Here is a 15,953-nt window from a genome sequence, read left to right on the forward strand (position 1 = left end):
GAGGTGAGGGGAAATGAGTTGGAACCAAAATAGAATAACAGATATGTTAAAGGCGAAATACCCAATATTCCAGGCACCAATGGCAGGAGGAGCGACGACTGTTGATTTAATTAGCAGAACCTCGATGTATGGTGGAGTTGGAAATATCGGTGCGGGTTATATGAGCCCAATGGACATGGAAACGATGATTCATGATATTCGTCAAAAAACCAATCACCCTTTTGGCATCAACTTATTTATACCTGAGAATGATATCGCTTTCACAGAAGAGGAAGAAGAAAGGGCGATTCAATCATTAGATGTATTCCGTAACGAGCTTCAGATTGATGCACCGCTTGAATTACCAAGAAAAGATCACCGCTTATTTTTTGAACAACAATTAGAAGTTGTGATGAAATCTTTTGTTCCTGTATGTAGTTTCACTTTTGGTATTCCAGAAGAAGCTGTGATAAAAGCATTACAAAAAGAGGGAACCAAAGTAATCGGTACAGCGACATCCGTAGAAGAAGCTGTTCTCTGGGAAGAGAGAGGTTGTGACCTTCTTGTTGTACAAGGGAAAGAAGCAGGCGGTCATCGTGGTACATTTATTGGTGATGCACTTCATTCCCTTATTCCGTTAGTCGACCTTATTCCAGCCGTTACGGATGAGATCAGTATTCCAGTTATTGCAGCTGGTGGCATCATGGATGCTTCGGATGCAGAAGTTGCCTTTCGCTTAGGGGCTGAGGGTGTTCAATTAGGTACTGCTTTTTTAGCAACAGAAGAAAGTGGCATTCATCCTGCTTATAAGAAAATGCTTGTCTCTTCTAACAAGGAAACAAGTTTGACAAAAGCTTTTTCGGGTAAATGGGCAAGAGGGATTCACAACCGTTTTATGGAGCAAATGAAAAACCAAACTAGCTTACCTTATCCACTACAAAATGACTTAACACAAGCGATAAGATTAGTGGCAGCGAAACAAAATCAGACTGACTTCATGTCGCTTTGGGCAGGAGAAAGTTATCACAAAGCTACCCTACAATCTGTAAAAGTTCTGATGGATCATCTTGTTGCCGGCTTGGATAAGCAATTGGATGATGAATAAGATTATATTACTTACGCGTGGAAAGAAGAGACCACGCGTTTTTTTTCTTGACAAAACCTCTTATTTTTAATAAAATCAAATAATTTTCAAAAATGAAATAGTTGGGGGATGCGATGTTACTAGAAAGAGCAGGGAAAAGAAAAGAGTGCGCTAATCAAATATTAAAGGAGCTTTCTTTACTTGAAAGGTGGTCTCGAATAGGAGAAGTATATGTAGTGGGAGCCTATGCTTATGATTTAATGGTTGATTATGATATAGATATCGAAGTCTTCTGTGATAAGCCTAGTGCCAATCAAGTGTTTACAATGTTAGCGGAGGTTGCTGATCACCCACAAATAGTAGACATTACATATCATAATTACCTGAATGAATCATTTAACGGTCTCTATTTTAAGATTTTATTTAAAAATGATGATTTAGAAGTTTGGAATATCGATATGTGGTTATTTCCAAAAAGTCATAAAGGACCGTTATCTAGGGATCTTGTGAAGGATATGCAATATTCGTTAACAGATGAATCAAGAACACACATCCTATCAATAAAAGAGGAACTCTCTAAGAGAGACTTAACCTGCCCATCCATTTTTGTGTATCAAGCAGTCTTAGAAGATGGAATCGAAAATAATGAGCAGTTTTACGATTGGTTAGCTGACCAAGATATAACACAATGGACGCATTGGAAACCAGAAAGAAAAGGAGAGAAACACAATGGAGATCAGAAAGCCGACTGAAAAAGAGGTAGAAAGTATTTTAAAGTTATCTGTTCAATCAGTGTATGAAGGTACATTAAACCGTTCTAAACCGGAAGAGCGTAAACTGAGAGAGATGGTTCAATCTATAAGAAGGAACGGAGGAGAATATCTTGTTGCTGTAGAGGATGAAGAAATAATGGGATGGGTGCTGCTTGGTGGGAAAAGAGACGAAATGACCGAGCAGGAAATTGGCTTCATTTATGAGCTGTATGTACAAGAAAGCAATAGAGGAAAAGGTCTTGGTCGGCAATTAATGATGGCAGCGATGAAAGAGTTAAGAAAACTACAGTTCAAAGAATTTCGATTAACAGCTTATCATGGCAACCCAGCCATTGGATTGTACGAGTCACTTGGATTCCAACCAAGAAATATTTCAATGGAATGGAAAGAATAATGATGATCTACGGTAATTAAATATTATGTTTATTAAGACTCTCATCTTGGGAGTCTTTTTTTTAGTTGGTGAGAAATAAATGGTGATGATAAAAAGATATCAAGCATATATTCTTTACAATCACCTATTGTTGTTTATTTCAACAACTGATATACTTTCTTAATTGGCATCTGGTATACCAGATGCAGATACAAAATTTCCAAAGGGGAGATTGTATGGTTTTTCAAAAGGTTGAACAACCGCCTTCTTTTAAGGATCATGCCTATCGTGAAATAAAAAGAGCGATTATTCAACATGATATTACACCAGGTTCAACGATTCACGAACGTACCTTGAGCGAAAGCCTAGGGATTAGTCGGACGCCTTTAAAGTTAGCACTTCAACAATTAGAAATGGAAGGCTGGGTACAATCATTACCGAGAAAAGGGATTACAGTGAAAGGGATAGAGCGTAAAGATGTCAATGAAGTATTTCAATTGCGAAAAGCAAATGAAGCGCTCGTCATCGAACTTTTAATCCCATTATTGAATCCGGAGATGTTACATAAAATTGAGAAAAAGGACCAACAACTCTTTGAATTGAAAGAGGATCCTGTCGCTTTTATGTATCATGATTCTTCCTTTCATTTATTATTAGCAGAGCTAACAAATAATGAAAGATTGTATCAAATTATTCGTAATTTAATTGATTATGTCAATTGGTATGGATTATATATATTAAATAAAAGAGTAAGTATCGAAACGGTCTATAATGAACATCAATTGATAATAGAAGGGTTAAAGTCAGGAGATATTGATCGCACAAAAACGGCTATGGTTCGACATCTTGATCATTTTTATTCTGAAATGATGGTCAATCTATCATCCTATTAATAGAAAGAAGGGCAGTTGCTCAGGAAAGTAGAGCAGCGTGAATGATGAAAGTTTTATTGGTTATTTTACAAGTTTGTATTTTGTATATTTTTTCCTTCGTCGGAATCTCTATTCAGCATTTCTTCTCATTAACTATACCAGGAAATATAATTGGTATGTTGTTATTATTTGTTTGTTTATGTTTTAACATTGTGCCAGTCAAAATGATAGAGAGTGGTGCGCAGTTTCTTCTTAGTATTCTGATGTTGTTTTTTATTCCAGCAACGGTGGGGGTCATGGATTACCCAGAATTACTATCTGTGCACGGATTATTACTGATTATTGCGATATTGGTGAGTACAATGATTACAATGGCGGTATCTGGTAAAACAACACAGTATTTTGCGAAAAAGACACAGCAAAGAGAGGCGGATCAAGCATGCGAGACATCTTCTTCCCAATCTCTATGATTCTTCTCACTTTAGTCATCTACTTCGTTGTTACATGGCTATATAAAAAATATCCCCTACCAATCTTGCTACCAATTTTGTCAGGTACAGTTCTAATGATTATCATTCTAGTAAGTTTAGGTATTTCATATGAAAAATATATGATAGGTGGGCAAGTCATTACATCATTATTAGGCCCGACCGTCGTTGCCCTAGCCTATCCATTATATAAACAACGTGATTTCTTGAAAAAATACCTTTTTACGATTATAGGTGGGGCGTTTATTGCAACTCTGACAGCGATGTTAAGTGTAGGTCTTCTTGGAAAAGCGCTTCGAATTGATTCTGGTTTCATCATTTCATTGTTACCAAAATCACTCACAACACCAGTGGCGATTGAAGTAGCTAAAGTGTTAGAAGGTAATGCATCTATGGCAGTTGTCGGGGTAACGATTACTGGGATTTTTGGGGTGATCATCTCTCCCTATATTTTCAAATATGTTCGGATACACACTTCCATTGGTCGCGGAATAGCGCTTGGTGGCACTTCACATGCGATGGGTACAGCAAAGGCAGCTGAATACGATGAACTTGCCTTTTCTATCAGCTCCATTACAATGTCCATTTGTGCCATCATCGGTTCAATCATCGGACCACTCATGGTGTGGGTCTTGCAAATGTAAGCTTCTATTTTCAATAGAGGCTTTTTCTGTCATATTGATGATGTTAAATAGATGCTGCGGTGATGAATAACTGGAGATTGTATTTAAATGAAATAGATAGCTTTCACAACAGTTCATTTTATAGAATCTCCATACCAAATTAAAGGGTTTTCAACGATCACCAAGAATAGATACAGTACAGAGTCAATAAAGGAGGAAGCGATTTGCCACAAAAAACAGATGAGATTTTCTCACAGCAGTTTCATCAAAACCCTTATGATTATTACAAAGAAATTAGACCACACCAGCCATTTACAAAGGTGAAGTTAATCAGTGGTATGGAGACTTGGATGGCATTTAGTTATGAAGCGAGTGAAGCGGTGTTGAAAGATCCGCGTTTTATAAAAGATATGAGAAAAGTGTATCCTGACGAAGTAACAGATGAGAATATGCCACCAATTATGAGTAGTATGTTATTTGTTGACCCGCCAGACCATAGAAGATTACGCAATCTTGTGCAATATGGCTTTACGCCCCAAAAAATAAATGCACTGAAAGGAAGAGTAGAAGAGATTGCTCTTGAGCAAGTGGAACGAATGAAGGGGAAAGAGACCGTTGATTTTATAGAAGCTTATGCTTTCCCAATTCCTATTCGTGTCATCTGTGAATTGATTGGTGTGCCTGAAAAAGACCAAATGGATTTTCAAAGATGGTCACATGTGTTAGTAGATGTAATGGACCCCGAAGATCACGAGGAAGCGATGGGCGAATTCATTGTGTACTTGGAAAATTTAATTGAACAAAAGAAACTTACTCCGCAGGCGGATTTACTTTCTGATTTAATTCGAGCGGAGGAGGATGGGGATAAATTATCGAAGCGTGAGCTAATCGGTGTCATCATGTTATTAATCGTAGCAGGGCATGAGACAACAGTAAATTTAATTGCCAATGGGTTACTCGCATTATTGTCACATCCAGATCAGCTCCAATTATTAAAGGAAAACCCAGACTTGATGCCACAGGCAATTGAAGAGCTTTTACGATATAACGGGCCAGTTGAATTCAGTACGGACCGTTGGGCAAGTGAGTCTTTTACCTTTATGGGGCAGGAAATTGCAAAGGGTGATCATGTCATTGTTTCTCTCGCTTCAGCCGATCACGATCCGCAAGTTTTCTCAAATCCAGAGCGGTTAGATATCACAAGAGAAAAGAGCCCACATATTGCCTTTGGAAAAGGAGTTCACTATTGCTTAGGTGCCCCATTAGCAAGATTAGAAGGGGACGTCGCTTTACGTATATTATTGCAGACCTTTCCTAAAGTAAGCTTAGCTGTCTCTGAATCTGAACTAGAGTGGAGACAAAGTATCATTATTCGTGGGCTAAAAACCATGTTTATTAACTTAAATAATAACTAAAAAACTAAGAGGATAAACAAAATCTCTTTGTTCTTGGGTGCTTTATGGATAAATCGCAAAAAATGACGTGTAAACAGGTACACGTCATTTTCCTTTTTTATTAACTATTATAGGTTTTCATTGTTCTTGACTTTATATTTAATGTAGGACAAATCACTCGTATAAGAGCACCTAAATAATCTAAATGGTGCAGATTAATGAAAAGTTGAAAAGGAATAGAAATATCATTGTAATTCCTTGTGAAGAAACAAGAGTATGGTAATACTCTGCTAGCTACCTTCAATAGAAAAAATATTTATGTGTTCTAACAATGAAGAAGGAAAATCAACAGAAACCGAAGTTTGGATTGGGAGGCACAATGTTTCTAAGTCGTAAGCATTTAATTATTACTTAAAAGGTATTAACTTCATAAATATATTTCCTATAATTATCCCAGGAATTACACATAACATTGGTAACCAAACAGGTCCCAATAGTATACCAAAAATCGTAAAGTCTACTGAAAAAAGCAAACCAGCTGTAACAAAATAACCCGAAAACACAAATGGGATGAAAGAATATTTACTTCCTGCACCTGATTCTTTATAAGCATCCCAAATCGCATAGAAATATAAACAAGGATAAAACATAAGCCAGTGATAATTTGCTTGTTCTATAGCCATATGAATATCCCCTTTAAAACTATATATAATGATTTCATTAAAGTGTGATTTAATGTTTATAAATATTTCTAGCATGAGAAAAACGGTGCCCTTAAATAGTTTTCCATTTAAATATTGTCCAAGTCCTGGTAAAGCAATACTCCATAATATTTTCTCTAGTGGAGAATATTTCATACTGTTCCACCTTTACAAGCATTACTTCTTTTTCAAAGGATTTAAGTGCTGGAAATTAATCTCTCTATATAATTGAGCTAATACCTTCATTTGACCAGCGACCGTTTTTTCCAGAAGCGGTTAAAATTCTCTACTTCTTTCGATTGTTCCACTTGACTAGAGACGAGGATTTTGCCGACTTTCCTTTTCTAGCATCAGTTGTAAGACACAATGTCTTCGCCTCTTTATACAGTTTCATCACACGGAATTAATGAAATTTAATTATATGTGGATAATTGCAAAATACGATTTCATTAGTCCAATTTGACCTGTAATACCCTAAATCTCGTACGATCTTGTTTCTTCTGCTATGCAAAAAAGTAACAACATGTTAAATATTTCTTTAATAGATTTATCCACAACTATAGTCATCAGACTACCCAGTAATTATATCTTTATTGTTCGATTCATATAATTATATCTTTATTGTTCGATTCATATATGCCCCCCATATTTATCCTTGTCTTTAGAGAAGTAAGTCTGAGATTATTATTCATATTATCACCTTAAATTTATCATTTTCAAACTCCCAATAAATTATGAGTTTAAGTTAATTATTACCTTTATTCTTTTAAAACAGGGTTTATTAAAATGTAATTGAATTTCCTTTTTATCGCATCGAATATTACTTGGTGAATGGGACACCTTATGAGTAAAAACTGCGAGGAGTCAAAAATGAACAATACATCTAAAGCAAAGTTAACTTCTGCTGAGATTGCTGCATTATGGACACAGTATATGAACGAAACGGCAAGTATTTGTATTCACAAACATATGTTGGAACATATAGAGGATACTGAAATAAGAAGTGTATTTGAATATGCAATGGCCCTTAGCCACGAACACACACGAAAAATTAAAGATTTCTTTAAGAGTGAAAATTTTCCGATTCCCATTGGATTTTCTGACAATGATTACATACCAAATGTACCCCGCGTTTTCTCTGATGTTTTTTGTTTAAATTATTTAAACATTATGTCCATACATGGTTGTAATGGGTATAGTGGTGCAATAACTACATGTACTAGAGTAGATGTTCGAAATTATTTCAGTGAATGTATAACTACTTCGGTGGAATTGTGTAACCAAACGAAAAACTTACTTTTAGAAAAAGGATTGTATTTGCGTCCGCCTGTGATTACCCCTCCAGATAGAGCAGAATACATAGATGATAAAAGTTATTTAACGGGATGGTTGGGAGAAAAAAGGCCATTAAGCTGCATTGAAATAGCAGATATTTATTTTAATTTAAAGAAAAGCATATTTGCTAAGGCGTTTGTAGTATTTGCTCATCAAGTTGCAAAATCAAAAGACGTAAAAAAATTATTAAAGAAAGCTGTAAAGACAAAAGAGAAGCATGTAAGGACGTTTTTTGAAGTTTTTCTAGCAGAAAACCTCCCGAATCCTTCTATTTTTGATGCTGAAATTACAGATTCGACAAACTCACCATTCTCTGAAAAACTCATCATGTTTCAAGTAGGATTTTTATTTTCAACAGCAATGGTGTATTACGGGACCGGTTGGGCTACATCACCAAGAAGAGATTTATCACCAAAATACATGAAAGCAATGGCAGATGATTTAGAAATTGGCAATGAATGGATTAATCTAATGATTAAGAATCGTTGGATCGAACAACCCCCATTGTCTGAAGATAGAAGTAAATTAGCAGAACTAAAAAATGAATAGCTACCATTAGGTGGCTTTTTCTTCTTAATACTAATAGGAAGGCAAATAAAAAAAGAGCTAAGAAGCTCTTTTTTATTCCCAATGACTTGCATGCTCTTGAACGATTTCCATCATGCACTTTATCGATGGAGAAATCCATTTATCTTTATGATGCGTCATATAAGTTGAAATCGACGATTGCTTATTAGATACCTTTTCCCCCTTAAACACCCCATTTTTCAATTCTTCTTTCACTGAGAACAAAGGCACTAATGATATGCCCAACCCATGTTTAACACAATGCTTAATGGCTTCAATGCTCTGAAACTCTAAACTATCTTCAATATCTAACTGGTTTAATTTTATATACTCATCAAAAACAGACTTGTAACTACATCGTAAATCAGAATACAATGCGGTTCTGGAGAAGTCTTTTTCATTGGGGCTGATTAATACCATTTTCTCTCTAATCAATTCCTTAATAAATAAATCTTCTTTTATCCAATCTTCTTTTTCCAAAATGAGTGCTAAATCAATATCTCCGCTTTGTAGACTCTTAGTAACATCATAGTTCTCTAATGATTTGACATGTAAATTAACCTTAGGATATCTCTGTTTAAATTCAAGTAGAATAAGTGGAATTCGACAGATGGTCAACGATTCCGATATACCAATGGTTAGTTGTCCCTGTGGTTCTTTATCTATATTTAAAGATTGATTGTAAAGTTCAATAATTTGGGTAGCATATGGATAGAATTGTTTTCCAAAATGCGTTAAAACTACCTTTTTTCCTAATCGGTCGAACAAAGGATTGTCTAACTCTTTTTCAAGCTCTTTAATGTGTGTTGTAATAGAGGATTGTGAATAGCCTAGGTGTTGGGCTGTTCTATTAAAACTACCTTTTTCTACTATCGTTTTAAATGTAATTAATTGACGTAGCTCCATATTTATAACCCCTTATTGGTTCAATATTATTGAATGTTTAATTTTAATATATTCATTTTACTAAACTACATACTTCATTTAAGCTATTTACTAAGAAGTTGTCAATTATCAATTCAACAGGAGGGATCTTATGATGGATAAAAATATTTTGTTTCAATCATTCAACATCAACAATACAGAACTTAAAAATAGAGTAGCGGTTGCACCTATGACACGAATTAGGGCAGACCAAGAAGGTTTCGTTACTGACAGAATGATTAAATACTACCGTTCTTTTGCAGAGGGTGGCTTTGGGCTAATTATTACGGAAGGCACATATATAGATGAAAAGAACAGTCAAACGTATCAGTTTCAACCGGGAATTGCATTGGATGGACAAGCGAAAGAATGGAAGAAAATTGCTGATGCAGTTCATTCAGAAGGTGGAAAGATCTTTATGCAATTGCAACATACCGGACCACTTTCCCAAGGAAATCGATTTACTGTAGAAACCATAGCGCCATCTGCTGTTCAACCGAAAGGAGAGCAATTAAAATTCTATCTTGGAGAAGGTGCTTTTAAACGGCCAAGAACCATTACAAAAGAGGAAATGGTGGATGTTAAATACAGCTTTGTAGAGGCGGCAAAAAAAGCAAAATCTGCTGGTTTTGATGGTGTAGAATTGCATGGTGCAAACGGCTATTTATTAGATGCTTTTTTAACAGAGTACACGAACGTTCGGACAGATGAATATGGGGGGAGCACCGAAAATAGAGTACGGTTTCTTGTTGAAGTTGCCAACGCTGTAACGGAAGCCGTTGCGGATGAGCAGTTTATTGTTGGGATGAGAATTTCACAATCACAAGTCAATGACTACTTTTATAAGTGGTCAGGCAAAGAAGTAGATGCAGAGATCATTTTTAGTGCATTAGGTAAGTCAGGATTAAATTATATTCACGTAACAGAATTTGAAGCTTGGCAACCTGCCTTCGAAGGTAGTGAGACATCTCTTGTATCTCTTGCAAAAAAATACAGCGAATTACCGATAATCGCAAATGGACAACTCGAAAATGTAGATCGAGCAATTGAAATGTTAACCGATGGAGGTGCCGATCTAGTGGCTCTTGGTAAAGGAGCCTTAGCTGATCATGATTGGGTTAATAAGGTTCAGCAAGGTGTAGCACTTTCTACATTTAATGCCGAAGCAACACTTCATCCAATAGCCAATATAAAGGATTTTGAAATAGAATAATACTAACTTGAAAAGTGACATAGTCAAGAGCTTCCTTATTGAACTAACAGTCAAATAAGGAAGCTCTTTTCTTATGGAACAATGGGAGTTTAGTTAAAGGAGATAATATTATGAAGAGGTTAGTGGTTATTACTGTGGGCAAGACTCATTGTGGGAAAAGTACTTTTGCAAGAGAATTAGAAAAAGAACTAGAAAACTCTTTTGTGTTAGATCAGGATAATCATGCTGAATTTGTTAATAGGTATTACAAAAAATCACAACCGAAAACTGGAGCTAATACTCTTAAACATTCCATATCCAAGTTAATTGCTGAATATGCAATAGAATATACGGATCTTCATATTATAGTTAGTAGTGCAAATAGAACTAGAAAAGGTAGAAAATATTTGCTTAAAGAAGTCTATAATAAAGATGAGTTTATCCGCATCTTGGTTAATTTTGATATTCCAGATGAAATTCTAAAAGAACGGGTTATTAATAGTAAAAGAAATACCAATATATTAAGAGGTGCATATTCTAATTTTGAGCAAGTGCTTATTCGGCAACAAGCTGAATCTTTACATGAAGATGTAGTTGACCCAGTAGAAGGGGAAGCAGACTATTTATATATAATTAAAGATAGCAAGGAGGTTAATTCTACCATTGAAGAAATTGTTAAAATATCTAAATGTAGATGATTATTTCTCAGTTTTATAATAAAGTTTCTATGGTGCTAATGTTCAAATTCAGCTGCCAAATTAACTAACTAGCAATAAATTCATTAAAAAGAGAAACTGTCATCTCGTTTGAGGATTACAGCTTCTTCATGTTACGTGATGATATTTGATCGTTATTTGTCAACTCGTTATTCCGCTGACTTTCTCAGTTTTCTTACAATATAGGACTAAAATTGCAGATACAAATGAAAAGCCATTTTCTCATTGCATTTTCATTATTTACGGCTTTAATACAACCTTTATACATTGATCTTCGTGGTTATTAAAAATCTGGTATCCACGGCTAGCATCTGCTAAAGAGATTTTATGTGTGATAATCTCTTTAGGATTAAGCTTCTCTTCTTTTATCATTTGATAAAGTTCTGGCATCAGATGAATGACAGGAGCTTGCCCCATTTTAAGCTGAATGTTTCTTATCCAAAAAGAACCAAGTGGGAATGCGTTATAATTGCCTCCATATACGCCAGTCAATTGAACTGTTCCGAATTTCCTGACGGCCTTTGTAGCAATTTGGATGGGTCCCAAAGTGCCGCCTTGTAATTTAAGTTTCTGTTCAAGAAACTCTAGTGGCGATTTTTTTCCGTCCATACCCACGCAATCGATGACAACATCTGCACCACCATTTGTGATTTCTTTCAAATGCTCCCCCATATCAGGATACTTAGTAAATTCAAATGTTTCTACTTTGTTCATTTTTTTTGCGTGATCCATTCGGTAGTCCAAATAATCGATGGCAATTACTCTCTTCGCTCCCATCATCCAGGCAAATTTTTGTGCCATGAGCCCAACAGGTCCGCAACCAAGAACGATTACGGTATCTCCTTTTTTTACTCCGGAATGAAGTACACTCCAATAGGCAGTAGGTAATACGTCAGATAAAAAAAGCAGAGATTCATCTTCTAATTCACAATCTTTAGGTATAATAAATGGGGTGAAATTACCAAATGGCACTCTCAGATATTCTGCTTGTCCTCCAGGATAGTTACCGAATTTCTCTGTATAGCCAAAGTATCCACCTGAATCATAATGAGGGTTAGAGTTATCGCATTGGCTTTCCATTTGGTGTTCGCAGTAGAAACAATGGCCGCATGATACGTTAAAGGGGATGACAACCCGATCCCCTTTTTTCACCTTTGTCACATCTGGACCTACTTCTTCTACGATTCCCATCGGTTCGTGGCCAATGACATAGCCTTCAGGTAGTGGCATATTTCCTTGATATAAATGAAGGTCTGATCCGCAAATGGCTGTTGAAGTAATTTTTACTATAAGATCGTCTTTCTTCTCTATTTTTGGATCAGCTACCTTTGTTACTGCTACTCTTTTTGGTCCCTGGTATGTGACAGCTTTCATAGTGTTCACCTCAATGTGTTTTAATGCTTATTCTCTCAAAAGCATAGGCTATTATGCAAAAAAACGCCTTATTCGGCGTTTTTATTCGTTTTTGTTTTTTGTTTAGGATCATGATGTTTATACTCGATTAATTCAACTTTAGAACCTGCCACAGCTTGCTGGCTAAATATTTTGTTGTTATCAAGTGGTGTGACACCAAAGCTGATTTTATCAATACCAGTTGGTTCCGTTTGATCACCTTCGTAAGTATTGACGATGAAAGTTAATATATATGGGTGACTCAGTTTATTTTCTTCTTTAGATTGTTCAATTTTTACCATCGCATGAGGGTGCTGACTTCTTGTATGATATTGAACCTTCATTGAATCCTTTTTGTAATAGTTGCTGACGGCTTTATTAATTTCTTCATCAAATTGGTCGAACAAAAATTGGTTAAATGCCTCATGCATCCCGTGCATTTTATGGTTACGATGTTGATGATGGCCCTCGGCATTCGCTATAGGAGTCATGACACTAGTTGCAAGAAAAACAATGGACAGAAATGTTAGGATTTTTTTCATCATATTACCTCCTTTTTCTTAAAATTTGTATGTATATCCTTTTTTATACATATAATTTCCATAAAAAAAAGTATCCTCATTTTGTTGTGAGGATACTTTTTAGAAAAGCTTATGCTAATACATTTGTTAAAGGTGGTACGATTTGCTTCTTACGAGAAACAACGCCTTTTAGTAAAGCTTGATTATCAACTAAGATAACTTCGAATGCTTGTTCAACAGCTTTCGCTTGAGATCCAAGTGCAATGGCAATCGAGTCGTTGTTAAGAATGTCTGTTAAAACAAATAAAAATAAATCTAAATCTTTATCAGCAATAACGGTCGTCATCGCTGCTTCAATTTCGGTTTTACGTTTAAGCACATCATCTAAATCGACAGCGTTCACTTGAGCGATATAAGCTTTATGGTCACCTAATTGAAATTCTTTAGCATCAAGTGTGATCAATTGCTCCACAGAACTATCACTTAAATCTGCACCAGCTTTAAGCATTTCCAAACCATATACTTGTGGGTCGACACCAGCAATTTCAGCCAACTCTTGAGCGGCTTTTACATCTTGATCTGTGCATGTTGGTGATTTGAAAAGTAAAGAGTCAGAAATGATAGCTGAAAGCATCAAACCAGCAATTTCTTTTTTTATTTCTACACCATTCTCTTTATAGATTTTGTTTAAAATCGTTGCTGTACAGCCGACTGGCTCTGCACGATAGTAAAGTGGATCGCTTGTTTCAAAGTTGGCAATACGATGATGGTCAATGACTTCAAGAATTTGGACATCACGAATATCATCTGCACTTTGTTGAAATTCGTTATGGTCAACGAGGATGACTTCTTTTACATCGCTAGCTACTTTCTCCACATAACGAGGTGCTACTTGCTTGAAATAGTCTAATGCGTATTGTGTTTCACCGTTTATTTCGCCAAGGCGAATCGGTTCTGCATCCATGCCTAATTCTTTTTTGAGATCTGCATAAGCAATTGCAGAGCAAATTGTATCAGTATCTGGGTTTTTATGACCGAAAATATATACTTTTGACATCGTTCGTCTCCTTAAAGTAAAAGATTATTCATTGCTATTTTAACATAAATCTTAGCAGTAATCATGGCCAGAACACAATACATTCATGTTTAATTCATAGAAAAGAAATGGAAGGAAGAGAGGAAAAATCGTAGTAATAGCGAAATCCTTTACTGGTTAGTAAAAGAGGAGTAGACTCTTCGTAGTTAGAGAGAAATCGCCCCTTAAGGTGTTAAAATTGGAGAAGAGAACCACCGGAGTCGGAAAAGCAAAATGGATTGAGAGCGTGGCAAATAAAAAAATTGCGGCTCTGAGAAAAGCAACGTCACAAAAAAGGAAATCATTGGCCGAAGGAAGGGAGTCAAAATGAGACTGTCATAAAAAAAGAGAAATCCCCCTTCTTGAACAAAATAGAACTGAAGCAACAATAATACTGCTATCATCACAAAGGAGGCAATCACCATGGCAATTGCAATTATTTCAGATATTCATGGCAATTTAACAGCTTTAGAAGCGGTCCTACATCACATAAAAGAAAGAAATATAGATAAAATTTTTTGCTTAGGTGATTTAATTGGTAAGGGTCCGAGCGGTTTAGCGGTAGTACATAAAATAAGAGAATCATGTGAAGTGGTATTGCAAGGGAATTGGGATGATTTTATTACAAAGCCTATTGATAGTGAAGAAATCGCGTGGCATCAGAAGCAGCTTGAGGGAGAAGCTATGGACTATTTAAAGAGCTTACCCTTCCATTATGATTTTTATATGAGTGGAAAATATATACGACTTTATCATGCTTCTGCAAAAAGTGTTTATCATAGAATCATCCCCATGAAGGCCTCCGTCCAAGAGAAAAATGAGATGTTTGAAACAAGTGAGTGGATAAAGGCGCTTGAACAGGAGAGGAAACCTGATGTGATTGGATACGGAGATATTCATGCCGCGCTCATTGAGCCAATTCAACCGCAAAGAACATTATTTAATTGTGGCAGTGTAGGTAATTCATTAGATATTCCTCAGGCAACCTTTGCGATTATGCATGGGAATTATCAATCTAAACAAAAAGGTCCCTTCTCAATCGAAATAGTGAGAATTCCTTATGATATAGAAAAAGAAATAGATCTAGCTGAAAAAATGGGTATGCCAAATGTTGCCGCCTATGCTCTTGAACTACGTGAAGGGAGATATCGAGGAGCGCCAACAAAATAATGGAGGGGGAGATAACGTGGAATATCGGGGATCATCCGTTTATGAAAATGAGGTGTTTCTGCAAAATTATTTGAATAGAAGAATGCGTGAAGAAAGCCCCAATGAAATGATAGAGAAACCAGCTTTTTTAAAATTACTAGGAGATACGAGCAATAAAGATGTGCTGGAACTTGGGTGTGGTGCCGCCACTTTGGCTAAAGAGTTGGCACCATTTACTCGCTCCTATACAGGGGTGGATGGTTCTCAAAAAATGTTAGGATTGGCTATAAAAAACCTCGAAGGCATTCCTAATGTAACATTGACTCATGCTAGTTTAGAAACATATGACTTTAAAAATGAAACATATGATTGTATCTTTTCACAATTAACGCTTCACTATCTTGAAGATTTTAAACAAATTTGCGAGAATATTTATAACAGTTTGCGAACGGATGGGAAATATGTCTTTAGTGTGCAGCATCCGGTCCTTACAAGTGCTTTCATCAGCGGTGGAGGTAAGCGGGAAAATTGGCTAGTGGATGACTACTTTCTAATTGGTGAGCGGGTAGAGCCGTGGATTGATGAAAAAGTTGTGAAGTATCATCGGACGATCGAACAGTATTTTAAAATATTGCAAGATTCCCAATTTAATATTATGAAACTTAGTGAAGCTACACCAGATAAATCATACTTCCCTTCAGAAAAAGAGTGGAAAAGACGCCAAAGGATCCCATTATTCCTACTCTTCGCATGTGAAAAAAGGAGCCGCAAATGAGTTTAACAAAAGGAGATAGA

17 protein-coding genes are annotated in these 15,953 nt (G+C 36.0%); 12 read left to right on the forward strand and 5 right to left on the reverse strand.

The features are described 5' to 3' along the window. Positions 1-13: 13 nt before the first annotated feature. The 7 genes from MHH73_RS03265 (at position 14) to MHH73_RS03295 (ending at position 5,607) form a co-directional block, all read left to right on the forward strand. Complete coding sequence (locus MHH73_RS03265) at positions 14-1,084, forward strand: NAD(P)H-dependent flavin oxidoreductase (RefSeq protein WP_191816536.1); 1,071 nt, start codon at positions 14-16, stop codon at positions 1,082-1,084. A gap of 113 nt (positions 1,085-1,197) precedes the next feature. Further along, complete coding sequence (locus MHH73_RS03270) at positions 1,198-1,815, forward strand: nucleotidyltransferase domain-containing protein (protein ID WP_341064619.1); 618 nt, start codon at positions 1,198-1,200, stop codon at positions 1,813-1,815. After that, a complete protein-coding gene (locus tag MHH73_RS03275) occupies positions 1,793-2,230 on the forward strand; it encodes a GNAT family N-acetyltransferase (protein WP_191816541.1) in 438 nt (145 codons plus the stop codon). Before MHH73_RS03270 ends, MHH73_RS03275 begins: the two co-directional genes overlap by 23 nt. A gap of 215 nt (positions 2,231-2,445) precedes the next feature. After that, on the forward strand, positions 2,446-3,102 hold the full coding sequence (locus tag MHH73_RS03280) for a GntR family transcriptional regulator (RefSeq protein ID WP_341064622.1): 657 nt from the start codon (positions 2,446-2,448) through the stop codon (positions 3,100-3,102). Positions 3,103-3,143: 41 nt separating this feature from the next. After that, positions 3,144-3,551, forward strand: a complete 408-nt coding sequence (locus MHH73_RS03285) for a CidA/LrgA family protein (protein WP_445662509.1) — start codon at positions 3,144-3,146, stop codon at positions 3,549-3,551. Next, a complete protein-coding gene (locus MHH73_RS03290) occupies positions 3,521-4,213 on the forward strand; it encodes an LrgB family protein (protein ID WP_341064624.1) in 693 nt (230 codons plus the stop codon). The genes MHH73_RS03285 and MHH73_RS03290 overlap by 31 nt, the downstream gene beginning before the upstream one ends. Positions 4,214-4,416: 203 nt before the next feature. Then, positions 4,417-5,607, forward strand: coding sequence for a cytochrome P450 family protein (locus MHH73_RS03295; protein WP_191816546.1), 1,191 nt, complete (start codon positions 4,417-4,419; stop codon positions 5,605-5,607). Between the two features lie 386 nt (positions 5,608-5,993). On the opposite strand, the gene MHH73_RS03300 is transcribed toward MHH73_RS03295, so the two are convergent. Further along, positions 5,994-6,443, reverse strand: coding sequence for a hypothetical protein (locus MHH73_RS03300; protein ID WP_191816548.1), 450 nt, complete (start codon positions 6,441-6,443; stop codon positions 5,994-5,996). A gap of 714 nt (positions 6,444-7,157) precedes the next feature. On the opposite strand from MHH73_RS03300, the gene MHH73_RS03305 reads away from it, so the two are divergent. Further along, positions 7,158-8,171 (forward strand): DUF3231 family protein, encoded by a 1,014-nt coding sequence (locus MHH73_RS03305; RefSeq protein WP_341064630.1) that lies wholly within the window; start codon positions 7,158-7,160, stop codon positions 8,169-8,171. A 72-nt stretch (positions 8,172-8,243) separates the two neighbouring features. On the opposite strand, the gene MHH73_RS03310 is transcribed toward MHH73_RS03305, so the two are convergent. Then, on the reverse strand, positions 8,244-9,095 hold the full coding sequence (locus tag MHH73_RS03310; RefSeq protein WP_191816552.1) for a LysR family transcriptional regulator: 852 nt from the start codon (positions 9,093-9,095) through the stop codon (positions 8,244-8,246). A gap of 133 nt (positions 9,096-9,228) precedes the next feature. Here MHH73_RS03310 and MHH73_RS03315 point away from each other — a divergent pair, with 133 nt between their 5' ends. Beyond that, entirely contained in the window at positions 9,229-10,326 is a 1,098-nt protein-coding gene (locus MHH73_RS03315) for an NADH:flavin oxidoreductase (protein WP_341064635.1), read from the forward strand. A 110-nt stretch (positions 10,327-10,436) separates the two neighbouring features. After that, positions 10,437-11,003: an AAA family ATPase gene (locus MHH73_RS03320; protein WP_191816556.1), complete on the forward strand. Its 567-nt coding sequence runs from the start codon at positions 10,437-10,439 to the stop codon at positions 11,001-11,003. Positions 11,004-11,261: 258 nt separating this feature from the next. On the opposite strand, the gene MHH73_RS03325 is transcribed toward MHH73_RS03320, so the two are convergent. From MHH73_RS03325 to MHH73_RS03335, 3 genes are all read right to left on the reverse strand, one after another. Further along, positions 11,262-12,395, reverse strand: coding sequence for a zinc-dependent alcohol dehydrogenase (locus MHH73_RS03325; protein ID WP_191816558.1), 1,134 nt, complete (start codon positions 12,393-12,395; stop codon positions 11,262-11,264). A gap of 68 nt (positions 12,396-12,463) precedes the next feature. Continuing rightward, on the reverse strand, positions 12,464-12,955 hold the full coding sequence (locus MHH73_RS03330) for a DUF3888 domain-containing protein (protein WP_191816560.1): 492 nt from the start codon (positions 12,953-12,955) through the stop codon (positions 12,464-12,466). A gap of 109 nt (positions 12,956-13,064) precedes the next feature. Then, positions 13,065-13,991: a manganese-dependent inorganic pyrophosphatase gene (locus tag MHH73_RS03335; protein WP_341064638.1), complete on the reverse strand. Its 927-nt coding sequence runs from the start codon at positions 13,989-13,991 to the stop codon at positions 13,065-13,067. Positions 13,992-14,432: 441 nt separating this feature from the next. Between MHH73_RS03335 and MHH73_RS03340 the strand changes: the two genes are divergently transcribed. Then, positions 14,433-15,179 (forward strand): metallophosphoesterase family protein, encoded by a 747-nt coding sequence (locus tag MHH73_RS03340; RefSeq protein WP_341064641.1) that lies wholly within the window; start codon positions 14,433-14,435, stop codon positions 15,177-15,179. Positions 15,180-15,195: 16 nt separating this feature from the next. Beyond that, a complete protein-coding gene (locus MHH73_RS03345) occupies positions 15,196-15,933 on the forward strand; it encodes a class I SAM-dependent DNA methyltransferase (protein WP_341064644.1) in 738 nt (245 codons plus the stop codon). The last annotated feature ends 20 nt before the right edge of the window (positions 15,934-15,953 follow it).

This window comes from Cytobacillus sp. FSL K6-0265 (assembly GCF_038003465.1).
Taxonomy (GTDB): Bacteria; Bacillota; Bacilli; order Bacillales; family Cytobacillaceae; genus Cytobacillus; species Cytobacillus stercorigallinarum.

Excerpts from the sequence above, each read along its gene's own strand:
- MHH73_RS03265 (WP_191816536.1), top strand. The coding sequence starts at position 14 with ATGAGTTGGAACCAAAATAGAATAACAGATATGTTAAAGGCGAAATAC.
- MHH73_RS03270 (WP_341064619.1), top strand. The coding sequence starts at position 1,198 with ATGTTACTAGAAAGAGCAGGGAAAAGAAAAGAGTGCGCTAATCAAATA.
- MHH73_RS03275 (WP_191816541.1), top strand. The coding sequence starts at position 1,793 with ATGGAGATCAGAAAGCCGACTGAAAAAGAGGTAGAAAGTATTTTAAAG.
- MHH73_RS03280 (WP_341064622.1), top strand. The coding sequence starts at position 2,446 with ATGGTTTTTCAAAAGGTTGAACAACCGCCTTCTTTTAAGGATCATGCC.
- MHH73_RS03285 (WP_445662509.1), top strand. The coding sequence starts at position 3,144 with ATGATGAAAGTTTTATTGGTTATTTTACAAGTTTGTATTTTGTATATT.
- MHH73_RS03290 (WP_341064624.1), top strand. The coding sequence starts at position 3,521 with ATGCGAGACATCTTCTTCCCAATCTCTATGATTCTTCTCACTTTAGTC.
- MHH73_RS03300 (WP_191816548.1), bottom strand. The coding sequence starts at position 6,443 with ATGAAATATTCTCCACTAGAGAAAATATTATGGAGTATTGCTTTACCA.
- MHH73_RS03305 (WP_341064630.1), top strand. The coding sequence starts at position 7,158 with ATGAACAATACATCTAAAGCAAAGTTAACTTCTGCTGAGATTGCTGCA.
- MHH73_RS03310 (WP_191816552.1), bottom strand. The coding sequence starts at position 9,095 with ATGGAGCTACGTCAATTAATTACATTTAAAACGATAGTAGAAAAAGGT.
- MHH73_RS03315 (WP_341064635.1), top strand. The coding sequence starts at position 9,229 with ATGGATAAAAATATTTTGTTTCAATCATTCAACATCAACAATACAGAA.
- MHH73_RS03320 (WP_191816556.1), top strand. The coding sequence starts at position 10,437 with ATGAAGAGGTTAGTGGTTATTACTGTGGGCAAGACTCATTGTGGGAAA.
- MHH73_RS03325 (WP_191816558.1), bottom strand. The coding sequence starts at position 12,395 with ATGAAAGCTGTCACATACCAGGGACCAAAAAGAGTAGCAGTAACAAAG.
- MHH73_RS03330 (WP_191816560.1), bottom strand. The coding sequence starts at position 12,955 with ATGAAAAAAATCCTAACATTTCTGTCCATTGTTTTTCTTGCAACTAGT.
- MHH73_RS03335 (WP_341064638.1), bottom strand. The coding sequence starts at position 13,991 with ATGTCAAAAGTATATATTTTCGGTCATAAAAACCCAGATACTGATACA.
- MHH73_RS03340 (WP_341064641.1), top strand. The coding sequence starts at position 14,433 with ATGGCAATTGCAATTATTTCAGATATTCATGGCAATTTAACAGCTTTA.